This window comes from Paenibacillus sp. plas6 (assembly GCF_057221655.1).
The window spans coordinates 2,195,239-2,212,498 of record NZ_CM170151.1; the positions used below are offsets into that span (position 1 = coordinate 2,195,239).

Genomic DNA, 17,260 nt, shown 5'->3' on the forward strand with positions numbered 1-17,260 from the left:
TAACTGAAATGTCCCAGAAAAACAAAGAGGAAACTGAAGAAATCGTATCTTCGATTTACGAAGAGCATAAATTATTAGAAGCAATCGGAAAATCAATTGGCAAACTTCTAACGTTAAACCGTGAGCTAATTGACTTAACTAAATAATCAAATGATAAGAAATTAAAAGAGGCTGGGACAAAATAACCCAGCCTAACTAAAAACGGCGGTGACGTTTACGAAAGTAAAATGTCATCGCCGTTAAATTTTTAAACACAAAAGGAACACCATCTGTTAAAATTTTAGTACTCCTACAAAAACATTAAAGAAGGTGTTCCTTATGTACAAACAGTATAACATGAACCAATTAGTTTTGCCTCTAAATTTAGAAGTTAAATTAAATGAAAAAGATATTGCGTTTGCCATTCATCATTTGGTCGAAAGTATTCCCGATGAAGCGTTTCGTTCGTTTGTTCGTCGTGATGGTTGTCCATCCTATCATCCTCGCATGATGCTCAAGATCATTCTATGTGGCTACACCCAATCTGCCTTTTCTGGTCGTAAAATTGAAGCTCTAACGAAAGACAGTATTCGGATGATGTGGTTGGCACAAGGCTACGAACCTTGCTACCGCACAATCAATCGTTTCCGTGTTCATCCTGAGATGAAGGAATTAATCCGCCAGTGCTTTGTTCAATTTCGCTCGAAGTTAGTAGAAGAAAAGATCATTCACCAAGAAGCGATTTTCATTGATGGTACAAAGATTGAAGCGAATGCCAACAAGTTTACGTTTGTATGGAAAAAAGCCGTGGACAAGCATCATACTCGTCTAATCGAGAAGTCGAATCAATTGTACAACGAGTTATTGGAACAAAAGATTATTCCAGAGCTCGAACATGAGCAGGAACTCTCTACGGAAAACTTGTTGGAGATCGCAGAACACCTCGAACACGTGGTTGAAAGCTATACAGAAAAGATGGAAGCATCCGAAAATACGAGCGAACGAAAGCAATTACGAAGCAAGCGTAAAGTGCCAAAACAAATGCTCAAGCAAGTCCGTGAATGGATTGAACGAAAGAAAAAATACAAGCAGCATCAACAACAGTTTGGAGATCGAAACAGCTATTCGAAAACCGATCCGGATGCGACGTTTATGCGGATGAAAGATGACTATATGAAGAATGGTCAGTTAAAGCCTGGATACAACGTACAAATTGCGACAGAAGGACAATATACACTGGCGTATGGGATCTATCCTAATCCAACAGACACGAAGACGCTCATTCCTTTTCTTAATGAAATTGAAAACCAATACTTCGACTTACCTACCTACATCGTGGCGGACGCAGGCTATGGAAGTGAACAAAACTATGAGGATGTCATCACCAATCGCAAGCGTGTTCCATTGATGAAGTATACGATGTATGAGCGCGAACAAAAGAAGAAGGTAAAGAACGATCCCTTTCAACCGAGAAACTGGCAGTACGATACGGAGGAAGATCGATATACCTGCCCTAATGATCAATATCTCACCTTTCAACGCTATGCTACTCGTAAAGATAAAGGCGGGTTCCAACGTCAGTTTAAGATCTATTCATGTTCGGATTGTACAGGCTGTTCCTTCCGAACAAGCTGCACAAAGGCAGGAGAAGGACGAAATCGACAACTGTTAATAAACGATCGTTGGGAACAACAAAAAATATATGTACAAGAACAGCTTTCAGAAGAAAAAACAGGTGAACTCTACCGTCAACGTAAAATCGACGTAGAGCCAGTTTTTGGATTCTTGAAGGCTAATTTAGGTTTCACTCGTTTTTCAGTTCGTGGAAAACGAAAAGTAGAACATGAGATAGGACTAGCCTTAATGGCAGTAAATTTAAGAAAATATGTGTTACGAACGTAGACGAGTACAGAGAAAATAGAACTTAAAATAGGAAAAAGGTGAAATCCACTTGCGGATTTCACCTTTTTCTTGCTTTAGAGACTAGTTATGTCCCAGCCTCTTGTTTTTGTTTATATTAAATATTAGTTGCTTTGCCATTCTGTGTGGAAGATACCTTCCATATCATTACGTTCGTAAGTGTGTGCACCAAAGTAATCACGTTGTGCTTGCAATAGGCTTGCATTTGAATTACCTGTGCGGTAGCTATCGTAGTAAGTTAGTGATGCACTTAAGCATGGTAATGATAAACCAGAAGTAATACCTTCAGCTACTACTTTTCGCAATCCAGATTGATACTCTTTTACTTTTTCTGCAAAGTAAGGAGCAATCAATAAGTTATCCAGATCTGGTTGAGCTTCATACGCTTCGCTTATAGTGTTTAAGAATTGAGCACGAATAATGCAACCGCCTCGGAAAATTAGAGCAATATCTTTTAAAGGCAAGCCCCATCCAAAAAGCTCGGAAGTCATTTTATATTGTGTAAAGCCTTGTGCATAAGCGCAAATTTTACCCATAAATAACGCTTGTCTAATGTATTCGAACCATTGATCTTTATCAAGGCTTTGTAATTCAGATTGTGGACCAGAAAGAATATTTTCAGCAAAAGTTCTTTCTTCTTTTAAAGAAGAAATGTAGCGGGCAAACAATGACTCTGTAATAATTGATGACGGAACACCAGTATCAATTGCTTGCATGCTTGTCCATTTACCTGTACCTTTTTGCCCTGTTTTATCGAGAATGACATCGACTAGAGGCAAGCCAGTGATTTCATCCTTTTTGCGTAAAATTTCTGCAGTAATTTGGATTAAATAGCTATTTAGTTCGCCTTCATTCCATGTATCAAATATATCAGCAATTTCATCGACAGATAAACCTAATCTATTTCTTAACAATGTATAAGCATCTGCTATTAATTGCATATCGGCATATTCAATACCATTATGCACCATTTTTACAAAGTGTCCTGAACCTTTTGGACCAAGATAAGCACAGCAAGGGTCATTGCCCACTTTAGCCGCAATTTTTGTTAAAATTGGAGCAACTTTATCATAAGCCACTTTATCGCCACCAGGCATAATTGCTGGACCAGTTAATGCTCCTACTTCTCCTCCTGAAATACCTACGCCCAAATATTCGATTCCTTTTGCTTTTAGTTCATCATATCTGCGCTCAGTATCTTTATAGTGCGAATTACCGCCATCCATGATAACATCGCCAGCTTCAAGATATGGGACTAGTGAGTCGATTACAGAGTCTACTGCTTTGCCTGCTGTAACCATCATGAAAATTTTTCTTGGGGTTTCTAAGGATTGCACGAACTCTTGAACTTCATAGTAAGGTTGGATAGATTCACCGTTAAGTTTGGCAACTAATTTATCGGTTAAGTCTCTTGTGTAGTTATATACTGCGACTTTCTCCCCATGATTAGCCATATTTAAAGCGATATTACTTCCCATTACTCCTAAACCAATAACACCAATCGAGTTTAACATATTTTCTAGCTCCTGTTTCTTTGATGAAATGTAGAAAACCCTCACTTATTGACTCAGAAAGCTCCAAGAAAATAAGGAGGATTTTACTGACCAAAAATACATTTATTTTAAACTAAACGAACAAGCTTAGCAAGACATAATTGCTATTCATCTACATAATTAAAAGTTTTAAGCAAAATCTAAGCTGCTAGTGCTTACTTTGTGAAAATCAGAATGTATATTAATACGATTCACAAATTATATTCTTATTATGTCTATAGTTTTGGCTTCCACACCATTAAAATCATTTAAATAATCGTTATAATTGTTGCCAGTATACCAAAAATATTCCATTACTTAGATGCTCGCGCAAACTCTGGCGTCAGTGTTTGCTGCTTCGAAGAACGTTTACCGTGCTTAATCTTCGCAGTTGGCAGCGGCAGTAGCGCCACACCCCAAATGATGCCGCATAACATAAACAATCCGTATGTGTAAACATCGGAATTTGAATAACCAGTGCAACGACTCCATGTAAAGCAGACCATAGCATATCACTATATACATAAGGATCTCCCGGTTTGATTGGTTGCTGGACTTGAGCGTATTTCACCGAGTTAAACAATACTTGAAAGGCAGCCATATGTTGTACTTCTTCCCCTTGTTTTGCCTCGATTAAATATTCTACTCTCCACATAAACATTAGTTGGTAATAAGTTGAGCATTTAAAAGTTTATAGTTTCTTTATTTTTGCTTGTTAGGATGATTTCAGAAAAAGGAACGCAAATAAAGAAAGGATGTTGAATATGCAAGATTATATTTTACAGACCAATGAGGTCAGCAAACGATTTAAAGATCAGATCGTCGTTGACGGTGTATCGTTGAAGGTACGAAGAGGAACGGTTTACGGTTTGCTCGGTCCGAATGGAGCAGGAAAAACCACCTTGCTAAAAATGATTGCAGGCTTGCTGCATCCGAGTGACGGGAACATTCAGTTTGAGGGGGAGCCGTGGAGCCGAAAAAGTCTCGAACAGATTGGAGCTTTAATTGAAGCACCTGCTCTATACGGCAATTTAACGGCTCGTGAAAATTTGAAGGTGCATACGATGATGTTAGGTCTTCCAGAGCAACGAATTCAGGAGGTATTAGAAACAGTAGACCTCGCTAATACAGGAAAGAAGCGAGCATCACAATTTTCACTGGGCATGAAACAACGGCTTGGCATTGCGATAGCCTTGCTGAAACGGCCGCGCCTGCTCATTTTAGATGAGCCAACAAACGGTCTCGATCCGCTTGGAATTCAAGATTTGCGTCATTTGATTCGTACGTTTCCTGAACAAGGAATTACAGTTGTATTATCTAGTCATGCATTAACGGAAGTGGAGCAAATTGTCGATGATATCGGAATTATTAGTGGCGGCAAGCTAAGATATGAAGGCCGTTTAGAGGGGAAAGTAGATTTAGAATCATTGTTTATGAATGTAGTGCTTGAAGCAAATGGAAGGAAGGCGATACGCTAATGAAAAATATGGTCATATCTGAATGGATGAAATATAAACGGAGCTTTGCAAAGAAGCTCGCACTCGTTGCCCCATTATTCTTCGTATTATATGGGGGTATTGTAAGCTTTTATTTGCCAGAAAAAACTAAGCTGCCATGGGAAATGCTGCTTACGATGATCTTTAATTGGTGGCCTGTTATTTTCATTCCGCTTGGAATTTCACTGTTTTGCACTTTGGCGGAACTGCGCGAGAAGAAGGCTGGTAACTATCGCAGCATTCGCTCAAACAACATTAATATTTTCAAACTATGGTTCAGTAAAATAACGGTCATTGGTTATTATATGCTGCTTTCGTCTATTGTTTTGATAATAGCTGCTTTAATTACAGGTTTATGGATAGCAGGTGGAAATATTCCGTTTTCTAAAATGATTGAAGCAAGCTTGCTTATTTGGCTTGTTGCGCTCAGCCTTATTCCGCTTCATCTATTTGTATCAGCCCATTTTGGAGCTTTTGCAGGTTTGATATTAGGAATAGCGGGTATGTTTGTTGGTGTGCTAAGCGCTCCAGAAGCTTATTGGATATACGTTCCATGGAGCTGGCCAACTCGACTAATGGCTCCGTTAATCGGTGTTCATCCAAACGGTGTTACGCTGGAAAGTGGGGATCCATTGCTAGATCCTTCAGTTATTCCAATAGGTCTTACTTTATCAATTGTGTTTCTGGTTGTCACAGCAATTATTAGTGCTTATTTATTTTCAAAAAGAGAGGTGAAGTAGTATGACATCGTTGCGCTTACTGCGGGCGGATTGGCTTAAAATGAAACGGACACCGCACCGCTGGGCGCTCCTTCTTGCGCCTATCGGATTTGCGGTATTAATCGTTTGGTACTTTTCCTCATTTCGCACGACACCAGAGCTTGCTTTCAAAATTTACAGCGCCTTTTTTGAAGGCTGGGCCTCCTTTTTGCCACTTGCTGTAGGAGTTATAACTGGATTAATTTGCTTGCAAGAGGAGCATGCTGGTCGCTTCAGTGCCGTGCTTGGCTCACCAGTATCTAAAACATTTATTTATATTAATAAATTAGTACTCATTGTTGTCCTCCATCTTGGCAGCAATTTAATCTCTGCAACACTTTTACTACTAGGCATGAAGTATGGATTGCATATCGAAATCATCGATGCTAACTTATTTTATAAAGGAGTACTGCTTGTTGTATTGGGATCATTGCCGCTGTTTGTGTTTCACTTATGGTTAAGTTTTGCTGTTGGGCTCGGTGCCAGTATAGGGCTCGGAGGCGCTGGCTTATTAATTGCTGCGATTATAGGGGCTACCAGTGTCGGTGATCAACTTTGGTCGTTTGTGCCGTGGGCTTGGCCTGTGAGACTTGTGTTGAGTCCAAATGATTCACAAGTGATTTTCCAAGGACTGTCTTTAGCGCTATTGCTATTTGTTGCACTTACTATTGTTAGCACGGTATGGTTTCATCAATGGGAAGGACGGAAGCATGAGGAGTAGGAAAATATAGTGGGGTGTTTCGATGAGTTGTATTTTAATTATTGATGATGAAGAAGCTCTAGTTGCACTGCTCAAGGAAGAACTAGAGGACAGAGGGCATACGGTGCTGACTGCATTTGATGGTGCAGAAGGAGTGCGTCAAGCTAAGCAGCTTCCAGATCTAATCATTCTTGATATTATGATGCCGAACATGGACGGTTTTGAAGTATGTCGGGCAATTCGGGATGAAGTGATGTGCCCGATAATTTTTTTGAGTGCGAAGCAGTCGGAAGCCGATCGTATTAAAGGTTTTAATCTCGGCGGAGATGATTATGTGCTTAAACCATTTGGTTTGCGTGAATTACTTGCAAGAATAGAAGCTAATTTGCGGCGAGAACGGCGTGCGCAGTATCTAAATGCGGAACAGAAACGAACAAAGCTATTTTTTGCAACATTAGGTTTGGATTTGAAAGAAAGAGCTATAACGATTGATGGGCATCCTGTTCCGCTTACTCGAAGAGAGTATGATATTATCGAATTACTTGCAGTGCATAGCGGACAAGTGTTTTCTCGAGAACAGATTTACGAAAAAGTATGGGGATACGATGCAGAAGGAGATTCATCTACTGTAGTGGAGCATGTGAAAAAAATTCGCGCAAAAATCGCGGCAATTGATCCAAACACCGAATATATTGCTACGGTTTGGGGGATTGGTTACAAGTGGAATAAAAAATAGAATCCAAAAGGAGTAGGTGTTGTGAAAGGCAAACCACTGAAATCCCAATTCCGGATAACGATTGTACTAATTGTACTTTTTAGTTTATTAGCAACAATCGTGACCTATATTATAGGAATTTTGCTCTTTAATTATTTACTTAGCCATGAAAGATTTTTTCCAGCTAATCATTATGAAACGCAGTTGCCAAACATAGAAAACTATATAAAGCAGCAAAACAGTGCGTTGCTGGAAACAGAGGCGAAAGCGGAACTTGAACAGATCATCCCACTAGAAGGAATAGACTATCAAGTGTTAGATGCCAAAGGAAATTTCTTATACGGTTCAGTAAGGGGTTCGTTTCTTAAGCAGCCAAGTGAGCTGTTTGAAGTGTTAAACACGAGATTTTCAGCCAAAGGAAAATATGTTTTAGCAGTACCTATTATTAGTCAATACGGTGATTTGTCTGGTGCTGTACTGCTTGCCTATACGCTGCAAGTTTCTTCAGAAAACGGCAGTGGACAGCTTTGGTATATGATTTTAATTGGTGCAATGGCGATGGCACCTTTTGCTTATTTTGTATTGGCGATCATTATTTTTTCGAAACGGTTCGTTGCTCGAATTAATCAACCTTTGCAAATGCTAATGGAAGCAGCCAATCAAATTAAGCAGAAAAATCTAGATTTTGAATTAAGCTATCGTTCTAATAATGAGCTGGGACAATTGTGCATTGCCTTCTCTGAGATGAAGGACGAACTGAGACGCTCATTATCTGCACAATGGCGAATGGAAGAAGAACGGAGAGCGATGACGGAGGCTTTGGCGCATGATTTGAAAACCCCGCTTTCGCTTATTTTAGGATACTCAGAGGCTTTACTTGACGATCAGCAACTAGAAAAACGAGATAAACAGTCGAGATATTTAAAAATTATTAAAGAAAATGCGGAACGAAGTTCTGCCCTAGTGCGGCAAATGCTTTATGTTACTGATTTAGAAAACTCAAATAACGATCTTGTCTTAGATACTAAACCAATTGCTCAGTTCATTCAGCAGAAAGCTTCAAATTATGAATTACAAGCCAAGCAACGCGGTGTGAGCATTATAACAAATATTTACGGTGAAGCAGATAAATCTGTTCGGTTCGATATTGATAAGATGGAGCGCATATTAGATAACATTGTGTCAAACAGCTTGGAGTATACGCCGCAAGGCGGTCAGATTCAGATTGATGTTACGGTTCAGACTAAGCGTGCTTCTGTTGTTATTAGTAATACAGGACCTAGTTTTAGTGGAAAAGATTTGGAGCATATGTTTACTAGATTTTATCGAGGGGATGAAGCTCGCGGCGGTAAAGGCAACCATTCTGGACTAGGGCTCTATATTGTAAAGCAGCTTGTTGAAAAAATGGGAGGAACGGTAAAAGCATTTAATTCAGAGTCTGGGAAGGCTTGTATTTCTATTGATTTTGAAATAGATTCTGAGCAGCCTAAAGGTTAAGCAACAGACCTTCAGGTTTGCCCGAATCTTTTTTGCTTGATAGATTGTCAAGCTAAGTGCGACAACTCTTCCATAACTGCCTCATGAGAAGTTTTCCAATTCAGACATTTGCGTGGTCTATGGTTAATTAAATCCAAAGCACATTGAAGTTCAGCTTGATCAACGGTGTTTAAGTCGTACTTCTTAGGAAAGAATTCTCGGAGAAGTCCATTTGCATTTTCGTTACTGCCTCTTTGCCAAGATGAATATGGATCAGCAAAGTATACCGTCAAGCCATGCTCTTCTAACAATGCTTGATGGCAGGCGAATTCCTTTCCACGGTCAACGGTAGCTGTGAGCATAGGCAACGCGAGTTCTTCTAGCACCGTAGCAACCGCTTGCTCCATAGATGCCGCTGAACGGTCTGGCATTTTTACAGCGTGGTAATAGCGTGTTTTTCGCTCAACAAAAGTAGCCAAGCAGCCTTTACTTTTACCACGGCTAGAAACGACAGTATCAAGCTCCCAATGACCAAAGGATTCACGTTGCTTCACTTCTTTTGGACGTTGCCTGATGGATAACCCGAGATTAAAGCGACCTCTGCTTTCACGAGGCTTTCTACGCTTTCCCTTCTGTCGTAAGAAGATGGTGTTCCCTTGGACTAGCCTACCTTGGTAAATCCAGCGGTAAATGGTTTTGAAGGATACCGCTTGCTCAGGATAGTCTTGTTTCATGCGCCCTTCAATTTGTTCTGGGGACCACGTTGCAGCCAAGGTTTGAGTAAGGTAATGTTCTCTTTCTTTCGTCCACTTCCCTTTAGGCTTGCTTTGCATGCGTTTGCGCTGGTAATCTGCTTGCGCATCGCTAGCCTCATAAGCAGAAGACGAGGTATTCAAACGATGAAGCTCACGAGACACCGTAGAATGATGGCGTTTGATCTGCTGTGCAATGGCTCTCGCACTCCAGCCTAAATGAAATAATGTTTCTATTTTTATACGCTCGTTTATGGTAAGATGTGTATAGCTCATGACGAGCCTCCTTGTAGATGGTGTGTGGTAACTTCATTCTACACGAGTTTTCGTCATGGGTTATTTTTTTAGGTGTCGCACTTCATATTACAATCTATCGCTTTTATAAATTCTATTGTTTTTAAGTTCATTCGTTATAAGTTAGTAGAAAATAATTGATAAATCAAAAAACAATCTATTAGAACTATGATAAATTTCGCAGTAATTGTAAAAATATAGTATATAAATAAGAATAATTACCTATATAAAAACAATTAATAACTTGATGTGATGTTTGTTACTCTTTATAATCAGAAAGAAATTTATATTTAATAAATCAACTTGCTTTAATAACTGAATAACAAAGGTACACTCATCGAAAGATGGGGTCACAAAGTTATAGGGGCTAAGGTGGAAAATTTCCGCTACGCCAGCCAATTGCCGAATAACGAAGGGTAGACTTTTCTTTGTTTCGGGAGAAGTCTATTTTTTTTGTTATAAATAATGCTTAAGGAGGCACAAAGTCTACAAAAGAACAACTAGAAGGAGGCTTACGCTAGTAGACAACTATAAAAGTTGAATATTAATTATCTTATATTATCAAGCAATCAAGCAATAAAGTAACAGATATCACGACTAAAGAGGTGTATCGCTATGGGAAAAGCTAGGATTAATTGGATAAAAAGATTAGGCTCAATCAAATTAAGAAGCATCAAATCGAAACTTATTATAGCTTTTATAGTTGTATTATTAGTACCAAGCTTGGTGGTTGGACTAACTGCTATCAAGTAGCAAAGTCAAAGGTAGAGGAAGAAATGGCTCAAGCTGCTCATTCTAATGTAACTCTTTTTAATCGGTACATAAACGATACCATTTCTCAAACTGTACTTGATATGGAATATATAGCTGACAGCATAACACCGGATATGTTAGAAGGTGGAGATCAGGCGCCAATACGTAAAGTGATGGAAAGTTATAAAGCATTGCATCCTGAAGTAGACGCCTTATTTTTAGCAACAAAGGATGGCACGAAATTTTTCCGTGAGCCCAATCAAGTTGCAGAAGGATATGACCCTACAACAAGATCATGGTTTAAAAAAGGTTTTGAAAATGTAGGAAAAGCGATTCTCGATGACCCACATACATCTGCTAACACAGGTACTCAAGGGGTTATTGCTATGAAAACGACGAGTGATGATTCAGCAATATTTGGCTTTCAAATCGACCTTAATCAATTATCGGAAAGTCTTAAGGATATTCAAATAGGCGAGAATGGTTATATTCAAATCACTGACCAGAACAAAATTATGATCGCTTCCTCAAGAGAAATTGCAGTAAAACCTGGGGAAGAATATACTGGTGCAGCTGTTGAAGCATTATATTCATCGGATTCAGGTGAGCTTAGATATAAATCAACTGAAAATTCTAGCGAAGAAATTGCTTATTATGTTACAAATGAATTTACAGGCTGGAAAATAGCAGGGATTGTTAATGCACAAGAGTTCAAAAAGGTAGCCGATGGCATTCTCTTTTCAACCTTAACAATTATGCTTATTATGTTAGCATTTGGCGTAGTGATTATGATTTTTATCATTAGAAGTATTAATAAACCGATGAACCAACTTATTCATCAAGCTAAAGTTATTAGCAGCGGGGATTTAACTCAACCGATCGTTCTAAATACGAAAGATGAGTTCGGAGATATAGGCAGTAATTTTGAGGATATGAGACTGTCGCTGCGTCAGCTTATTAATGAAATTCGAGATGCTTCAAGCCAATTAGCTGCTGCTTCTCAACAACTTAATTCAAGCGCTGAAGAAACGTCGCAAACGACAGCGCACATATCTGATTCAATACAGGATATTGTGGAAGGAGCAGATCAGCAGTTAAACAGCGTAGCCGTCGGTGGTGAAATGATGGGCAATATTTCAGCTAGTGTGCAGGAAATTAGCGCCAACCTATCGTTATTAAGCTCAAATGCCAACGCTACTTTGACAAGATCACAAGAAGGCGGATCATCTGTTATGGCTGTAATCCAACAAATGGAATCAATTACAAGCAATGTTGAGGTTTTGTCAAATGATATTAAAGAGCTAGGTTCTAAGTCAAGCCAGATTGGTGACATTATTAAGCTAATTACAGATATTGCAAATCAAACGAATTTACTTTCATTAAATGCAGCAATTGAGGCTGCAAGAGCAGGGGAGCATGGCAAAGGATTTGCCGTTGTAGCAGCCGAAGTCGGTAAATTGGCGGAAACGACATCCAAATCAGCGAAACAAATCACACAGTTAGTATCTGACACACAAGTAGTGACAAATAAAACAGTTGCTGCTGTCGATGATACTTCAAGAGAAGTAGTGAACGGTCTAGGTTTAGTAAGACATACTGGTCAATTGTTTGAATTGATTCAGAATTCAATATTAGAAGTGAATAATCAGACAATGCAGGTTCAAACGAATTCAGAAGAAATTTCTGAAGCCATTGAAAGTATGGTAAATTCATTTGAATCAATTACACAGATCGCTACTACATCATCGGATAATACCCAATCAATTTCAGCAGCGTCTCAACAACAGCTTGCCTCAATGGAAGAGATAACAGCAAATGCTGAATCTTTATCGAAAATGGCTGAGGAACTGCAATCATTGATTGAGCGGTTCAGAGTGTAGGTTTCGCAATGAACAACGAGGGCTTATTGAAAGCCCTCGTTTTTTTACAGCGACTTAACCATTTAATGTAACACGGTTTTCATTATGACCGGTGACAAGAACTTTTTCTTTTTTATCTAGGACATAGTAAAGAGCTCTATACGTAATCTCTGCTAGGACAATACCGCCAATTACGTCAACTAGCGAATGCTGCTTAATAAACATGGTAGAAGCAATAATTCCCCAAAAAATAATTGAGAAGAAAATTCTTAAGCCAATTGATAGTAGCTTATGACGGTACATTGTAATGAATAGCAAATATGATGTTAAACAATGGATGCTAGGAAAGCAATTAACGGGCTCGTCATTGCTGTAAATAAATTCAACAAGTCTATCAAAGATGTTATGATCCGAAATTATCGGACGAGGCATGTGAGTAGGAAATAAAATGAAAATAATATTGCTCATTGTTACAGCGATATTATAAGTGATAATCGTCCTCCAGTATAAGGCATGATTGGTTATACCAATATAAATGAAGGCTAAGTACAGAATAAGCATCCAGGCTGCATAAAATATAACAAACCATGATAAATAAGGGATGCGATCATCAAGCGAATTGTTTATGGGGGTAGCGCTATGTCTCATGAAAGAAGCTATGAGCATGTAGATTAGCCCTTGCCCGGCAATAGACAGAATCGCAAGCAAATGTCGATATTTTTTTATAAGTAAAATCATGACGTCCTCCTAGTTGCTGGATAACTATCTATATTTTACTTTATGTTTAATATTTGAGTACTAGACTATAGTCTAAATTTGGTGAACTATAGGTATTGAATGGGAATTTAGGGAGTAAGATAAGTTGTGATTGTACATAAATTTGTTATAATGGATGAACATTATTCTAGATGAAATAACCTAAAGTTAATTCATTCTAGATGTAATAAAAATTTTAAGCGAAAACCGTACATATAAAAGGAGAGATAATCATTGGCACAATCAATTAAAGGTAAAGTGGCATTTATTACTGGTGCTGGACGAGGGATCGGTAAAGCAGTTGCGGTTGCATTAGCGAAAGAAGGCGTACATGTCGGCTTGATGGCTAAAACTGAGGATGCATTAAAGGAGGTTGCTCAGGAAATACAGAGCTTAGGGATAAAGGTTTCTTATGCAGCCGTTGATGTTTCTTCCTTAGAACAAGTTGAGCAAGCGATCGCTAAGCTTACTAAAGAAATTGGTACAGCAGATATTTTAATTAATAATGCAGGTATTGGTACATTTGAAAAACTTGCTGACATGGATCCTGTATTATGGAAGCAAATTATTGATGTTAATCTTATGGGTACTTATTATGTTACACGTACTGTTCTTCCGCAACTCATTGAAAAAAATAGCGGAGACATTATCAATATTTCGTCAACTAACGGCTTAAATGGCGCTGCTGGCTCAAGCGCATATAGTGCATCAAAATTTGGTGTAATCGGACTAACTGAATCATTAGCACAAGAAGTTCGTCGCAATAATATTAGAGTGACAGCCTTAGCTCCAAGCACAATTGCCACAGATTTGGCGAAAAGCACATCATTAATTCCAGACGGTAAAGAAGAGCAATATATGCATCCTGAAGATATCGCTGAATATATTGTTGCGCAATTGAAGCTAAGTCAACGTATGTACATCAAAATGGCTAGCATGCTTAATACGAATCCATTCTAAGGGAAAAGAGCCTGGGACAAAACCCAGCTAAATGAAAGAAAACTCCTGGTGCTCTACAAAGTAGAATGCCAGGAGTTCATTTTTTACATACAAAAGGAACACTTTCTGTTAAAATTTAAGTATCTTACCCCAAAAATTTCAAAAGAAAGGTGTTCCTTATGTTTAAAGATTATAACATGAATCAATTAGTTTTGCCTCTAAATTTAGAAGTTAAATTAGATAAACATGATATCGCATTTGCCATTCATCATTTGGTCGAAAGTATTCCAGATGAAGCGTTTCGTTCGTTTGTTCGTCGTGACGGTTGTCCAGCCTATCATCCGCGCATGATGCTCAAGATCATTCTATGCGGCTACACTCAATCTGCCTTTTCTGGTCGTAAAATTGAAGCTCTTACGAAAGACAGTATTCGGATGATGTGGTTAGCTCAAGGCTATGAACCTTGCTACCGTACGATTAATCGTTTCCGTGTTCATCCTGTGATGAAAGACTTACTCCGCCAGTGCTTCGTTCAATTTCGCTCGAAGTTAGTGGAAGAAAAGATCATTACCCAAGAAGCGATGTTCATTGATGGAACCAAAATTGAAGCCAATGCGAATAAGTTCACCTTTGTATGGAAAAAAGCCGTGGACAAACATCATGCTCGGCTCATTGAAAAGTCGAATCAACTGTACAACGAGTTATTGGAACAAAAGATCATTCCAGAGCTTGAACATGAGCAAGAACTCTCTACGGAAAACTTACTGGAGATCGCAGAACACCTTGAGCGAGTGGTTGAAAGCTATACAGAAAAGATCGCAGCATCCGAAGATACGAGTGAACGAAAACAATTACGAAGCAAGCGAAAAGCACCAAAACAACTACTCAAGCAAGTCCGTGATTGGATGGAACGAAAAAACATGTACAAGCTTCATCAACAACGATTCGGAAAGCGCAACAGTTATTCCAAAACCGATCCTGATGCAACCTTCATGCGAATGAAAGATGACTACATGAAGAATGGACAATTGAAGCCTGGATACAATGTACAAATTGCAACCGAAGGACAATACACACTGGCTTATGGTATCTATTCCAATCCAACGGACACCAAGACGCTTATTCCTTTTCTTGATGAAATTGAAACCCATTATTTTGACTTGCCTACCTATATCGTAGCGGATGCCGGATATGGAAGTGAGCAAAACTATGAGGATGTGATCACGAAGCGCAAGCGTGTTCCATTAATAAAGTATACGATGTATGAGCGTGAGCAAAAGAGAAAGTCTAAAACCGATCCATTTCAAACAAGTAACTGGCACTATGATGCCGAAAAGGATCGTTATCTTTGTCCAAATGGACAGGAACTAACGTTTCAACGCTATACCATACGCAAAGATAAAGATGGGTTTGAGCGACAATTCAAGATCTATGCTTGTGCGGATTGTACAGGATGTCCTTTCCGATCCTCATGTACGAAAGCACAAGAAGGAAGACACCGACAACTGATGATCAATGCACGTTGGGAACAACAAAAAACCTATGTAAGAGAGCAGCTTTCAGGAGAAAAAACAGGGGAGATCTACCGTCAACGAAAAATTGACGTAGAACCAGTTTTTGGATTCTTGAAGGCTAATTTAGGTTTCACTCGCTTTTCAGTTCGAGGAAAACGGAAAGTTGAGCATGAGATTGGACTTGCCTTAATGGCAGTAAACTTAAGGAAATATGTGCTACGAACGTAGCATAGCATTAGAAAAACAGAGCCTAAAATGAGCAAACGGTGAAATCTTTGAACAGATTTCACCGTTTGCTTGTTTTAAGAGACAAGTTTTGTCCCAGGCTCTTTATTTTATTATTTAAAATTACTTAGCAGTCACTTTAGGAGGATTTGTTTGATAAATCGGTAGAGACGATATGTAATCGGGAAAAAATGTCGAATTAGTCCTATAAGTTATTATATTGAGTAATACATAAACCGCTTTTTTAGACGAAAGCGGTTTTGGTCAAATATTAACATTAGAATTTATCAGCGCCTTTAAGCTAAATATGGCATCATTTACCTTGTATTCTCCTAAACAATTGATATAATTTAGTAAATCTCGAATTTTGTCGTTTTTTATCGAAAAATGATTTTGAAAACATAGTTTATACCTCAATAGTTCTTCGGCGAAGCTATTGGAATGCAATATACCAAGCTATCGATCTATTTTTAATTGAACTGCTTTGAGGCAGATGTAGTAGTTGCTATGACATTAACTGTGCCCTTCGAGCAAACTTTATATTCCGCTTGTCAAAACTGTATTATAAGAAAACATCTGCATTAAGCTGATCGATACATATAATACAAACTCCCCTTACTCTGAATCTCTTGGAAAAGTACTCAAAAAAGTACTTTACAAGATAATAATATTCTAACTTTACTCATACCACTATAAGAACTGACATAATTAAGGAGCGTAAAATTATGACTTTACTAGATAAACTAAGAGGAAGTTCAACCAGAGAAGGAGCAATACAAGTTAATGAAGGTCATTTTATAAGAACTTTAAAAACATATATAGAATTGGCTGAACGTAATGAAGAAGATGATTTTCCTAAATTTAGAAATAAAGAAATAAACGAAATCATTAATCGTCTTTCCGCTCTAATCCATAGGCGTGAAAACTACTATAAATTGAGATTAAATATGCTTACCGAGGCTGTTAATATCGGCTTGTGGGAGATGGAAGTTATAAATGGAGATCCAATCAATCCAAATAATCAATTTTGGTGGTCAGCACAATTTAAACGAACTCTTGGCTTTAAAGATGAGCATCATTATCCGAATGTTTTAAGCAGTTGGAGCAAGCAATTGCATCCTGATGATCTAGAACCATTATTAGCGGCTTTAACGAATCATCTCAATGATCAATCAGGGCAAACTCCATACAATATAAAATTTCGATTGCGCTCCAAAAATGGAGAATATAGATGGTACCAAGCAGGTGGAGAAACGATACGTGACGAAAATGGAGTACCATTAAGAGTAGCAGGAACAATTCGTGATATAACTCATGAGGTAATGAAGGAAGAAGTCATGCGACAAGTTAATATGCAAATGGAAGGCTTATTAGTTTCGATTAACGAAATTGTACGCGGAATTGTTTCTGTAATGGAACGAGCTCAACATATATCGGAAGTACAAGAGCAATCTCATCAAGCAGTGATGGAAGTGAAAGAAAAAACAGAAGCATCAAAGGAGATTCCTAACTGATGAAAACGGTTGGACGATTGTCTAACCGTTTTGTTATGTTTACAAAGAAGTAAAAGAATAGGCGTATAAAACATACTA

At 38.4% G+C, this 17,260-nt stretch carries 14 protein-coding genes, 1 pseudogene and 1 riboswitch; of the genes and pseudogenes, 11 read left to right on the forward strand and 4 right to left on the reverse strand.

The window, feature by feature from the left end:
* The first annotated feature begins 8 nt into the window (after positions 1-8).
* Together AC2TDL_RS09940 and AC2TDL_RS09945 are read left to right on the forward strand one after the other, a co-directional pair.
* Entirely contained in the window at positions 9-146 is a 138-nt protein-coding gene (locus AC2TDL_RS09940) for a hypothetical protein (RefSeq protein ID WP_484700867.1), read from the forward strand.
* A gap of 172 nt (positions 147-318) precedes the next feature.
* Positions 319-1,881 (forward strand): IS1182 family transposase, encoded by a 1,563-nt coding sequence (locus tag AC2TDL_RS09945; RefSeq protein WP_484697438.1) that lies wholly within the window; start codon positions 319-321, stop codon positions 1,879-1,881.
* Positions 1,882-2,003: 122 nt separating this feature from the next.
* Here AC2TDL_RS09945 and gnd read toward each other — a convergent pair whose 3' ends face one another.
* Both gnd and AC2TDL_RS09955 read right to left on the reverse strand, forming a co-directional pair.
* A complete protein-coding gene (gene gnd / locus AC2TDL_RS09950) occupies positions 2,004-3,413 on the reverse strand; it encodes a decarboxylating NADP(+)-dependent phosphogluconate dehydrogenase (RefSeq protein WP_484700869.1) in 1,410 nt (469 codons plus the stop codon).
* Positions 3,414-3,774: 361 nt separating this feature from the next.
* Positions 3,775-4,092, reverse strand: a complete 318-nt coding sequence (locus tag AC2TDL_RS09955; RefSeq protein WP_484700871.1) for a hypothetical protein — start codon at positions 4,090-4,092, stop codon at positions 3,775-3,777.
* A gap of 103 nt (positions 4,093-4,195) precedes the next feature.
* On the opposite strand from AC2TDL_RS09955, the gene AC2TDL_RS09960 reads away from it, so the two are divergent.
* Genes AC2TDL_RS09960 through AC2TDL_RS09980 form a run of 5 tightly spaced genes read left to right on the forward strand, consistent with a single transcriptional unit; the run spans position 4,196 to position 8,597 of the window.
* Positions 4,196-4,909, forward strand: coding sequence for a lantibiotic protection ABC transporter ATP-binding protein (locus AC2TDL_RS09960; protein ID WP_484700873.1), 714 nt, complete (start codon positions 4,196-4,198; stop codon positions 4,907-4,909).
* Entirely contained in the window at positions 4,909-5,667 is a 759-nt protein-coding gene (locus tag AC2TDL_RS09965; protein ID WP_484700876.1) for a lantibiotic immunity ABC transporter MutE/EpiE family permease subunit, read from the forward strand. The genes AC2TDL_RS09960 and AC2TDL_RS09965 overlap by 1 nt, the downstream gene beginning before the upstream one ends.
* A 1-nt stretch (position 5,668) precedes the next feature.
* A complete protein-coding gene (locus AC2TDL_RS09970) occupies positions 5,669-6,406 on the forward strand; it encodes a lantibiotic immunity ABC transporter MutG family permease subunit (protein ID WP_484700879.1) in 738 nt (245 codons plus the stop codon).
* Positions 6,407-6,428: 22 nt separating this feature from the next.
* Positions 6,429-7,121 carry a response regulator transcription factor gene (locus tag AC2TDL_RS09975; protein WP_484700882.1) on the forward strand — a complete coding sequence of 231 codons (693 nt, stop codon included), beginning with the start codon at positions 6,429-6,431 and terminating at the stop codon, positions 7,119-7,121.
* Positions 7,122-7,142: 21 nt separating this feature from the next.
* Complete coding sequence (locus tag AC2TDL_RS09980; protein ID WP_484700885.1) at positions 7,143-8,597, forward strand: sensor histidine kinase; 1,455 nt, start codon at positions 7,143-7,145, stop codon at positions 8,595-8,597.
* Positions 8,598-8,644: 47 nt separating this feature from the next.
* Here AC2TDL_RS09980 and AC2TDL_RS09985 read toward each other — a convergent pair whose 3' ends face one another.
* On the reverse strand, positions 8,645-9,604 hold the full coding sequence (locus AC2TDL_RS09985; protein ID WP_484696043.1) for an IS30 family transposase: 960 nt from the start codon (positions 9,602-9,604) through the stop codon (positions 8,645-8,647).
* 335 nt (positions 9,605-9,939) lie between these two features.
* Positions 9,940-10,029, forward strand: a riboswitch (cyclic di-GMP riboswitch).
* A 228-nt stretch (positions 10,030-10,257) separates the two neighbouring features.
* On the opposite strand from AC2TDL_RS09985, the gene AC2TDL_RS09990 reads away from it, so the two are divergent.
* The gene (locus tag AC2TDL_RS09990; protein WP_484700887.1) at positions 10,258-12,255 is read left to right on the forward strand and encodes a methyl-accepting chemotaxis protein; all 1,998 of its coding nucleotides are present in this window, start codon (positions 10,258-10,260) and stop codon (positions 12,253-12,255) included.
* A gap of 54 nt (positions 12,256-12,309) precedes the next feature.
* Here AC2TDL_RS09990 and AC2TDL_RS09995 read toward each other — a convergent pair whose 3' ends face one another.
* Positions 12,310-12,972 carry a phosphatase PAP2 family protein gene (locus tag AC2TDL_RS09995; protein ID WP_484700890.1) on the reverse strand — a complete coding sequence of 221 codons (663 nt, stop codon included), beginning with the start codon at positions 12,970-12,972 and terminating at the stop codon, positions 12,310-12,312.
* A gap of 252 nt (positions 12,973-13,224) precedes the next feature.
* Between AC2TDL_RS09995 and AC2TDL_RS10000 the strand changes: the two genes are divergently transcribed.
* From AC2TDL_RS10000 to AC2TDL_RS10010, 3 genes and pseudogenes are all read left to right on the forward strand, one after another.
* Entirely contained in the window at positions 13,225-13,950 is a 726-nt protein-coding gene (locus AC2TDL_RS10000; RefSeq protein WP_484700892.1) for a 3-ketoacyl-ACP reductase, read from the forward strand.
* A 158-nt stretch (positions 13,951-14,108) separates the two neighbouring features.
* A pseudogene (locus AC2TDL_RS10005) lies at positions 14,109-15,656 on the forward strand (IS1182 family transposase); the annotation flags it as partial.
* A gap of 737 nt (positions 15,657-16,393) precedes the next feature.
* Entirely contained in the window at positions 16,394-17,182 is a 789-nt protein-coding gene (locus tag AC2TDL_RS10010; RefSeq protein WP_484700896.1) for a PAS domain-containing protein, read from the forward strand.
* The last annotated feature ends 78 nt before the right edge of the window (positions 17,183-17,260 follow it).

What these genes read in the sequence shown, in the direction of transcription:
- AC2TDL_RS09945 (WP_484697438.1), top strand. Translation starts at nt 319, where the DNA reads ATGTACAAACAGTATAACATGAACCAATTAGTTTTGCCTCTAAATTTA.
- AC2TDL_RS09970 (WP_484700879.1), top strand. Translation starts at nt 5,669, where the DNA reads ATGACATCGTTGCGCTTACTGCGGGCGGATTGGCTTAAAATGAAACGG.
- AC2TDL_RS10010 (WP_484700896.1), top strand. Translation starts at nt 16,394, where the DNA reads ATGACTTTACTAGATAAACTAAGAGGAAGTTCAACCAGAGAAGGAGCA.
- AC2TDL_RS09965 (WP_484700876.1), top strand. Translation starts at nt 4,909, where the DNA reads ATGAAAAATATGGTCATATCTGAATGGATGAAATATAAACGGAGCTTT.
- AC2TDL_RS09940 (WP_484700867.1), top strand. Translation starts at nt 9, where the DNA reads ATGTCCCAGAAAAACAAAGAGGAAACTGAAGAAATCGTATCTTCGATT.
- gnd (WP_484700869.1), bottom strand. Translation starts at nt 3,413, where the DNA reads ATGTTAAACTCGATTGGTGTTATTGGTTTAGGAGTAATGGGAAGTAAT.
- AC2TDL_RS09995 (WP_484700890.1), bottom strand. Translation starts at nt 12,972, where the DNA reads ATGATTTTACTTATAAAAAAATATCGACATTTGCTTGCGATTCTGTCT.
- AC2TDL_RS09975 (WP_484700882.1), top strand. Translation starts at nt 6,429, where the DNA reads ATGAGTTGTATTTTAATTATTGATGATGAAGAAGCTCTAGTTGCACTG.
- AC2TDL_RS09955 (WP_484700871.1), bottom strand. Translation starts at nt 4,092, where the DNA reads ATGTTTATGTGGAGAGTAGAATATTTAATCGAGGCAAAACAAGGGGAA.
- AC2TDL_RS09960 (WP_484700873.1), top strand. Translation starts at nt 4,196, where the DNA reads ATGCAAGATTATATTTTACAGACCAATGAGGTCAGCAAACGATTTAAA.
- AC2TDL_RS09985 (WP_484696043.1), bottom strand. Translation starts at nt 9,604, where the DNA reads ATGAGCTATACACATCTTACCATAAACGAGCGTATAAAAATAGAAACA.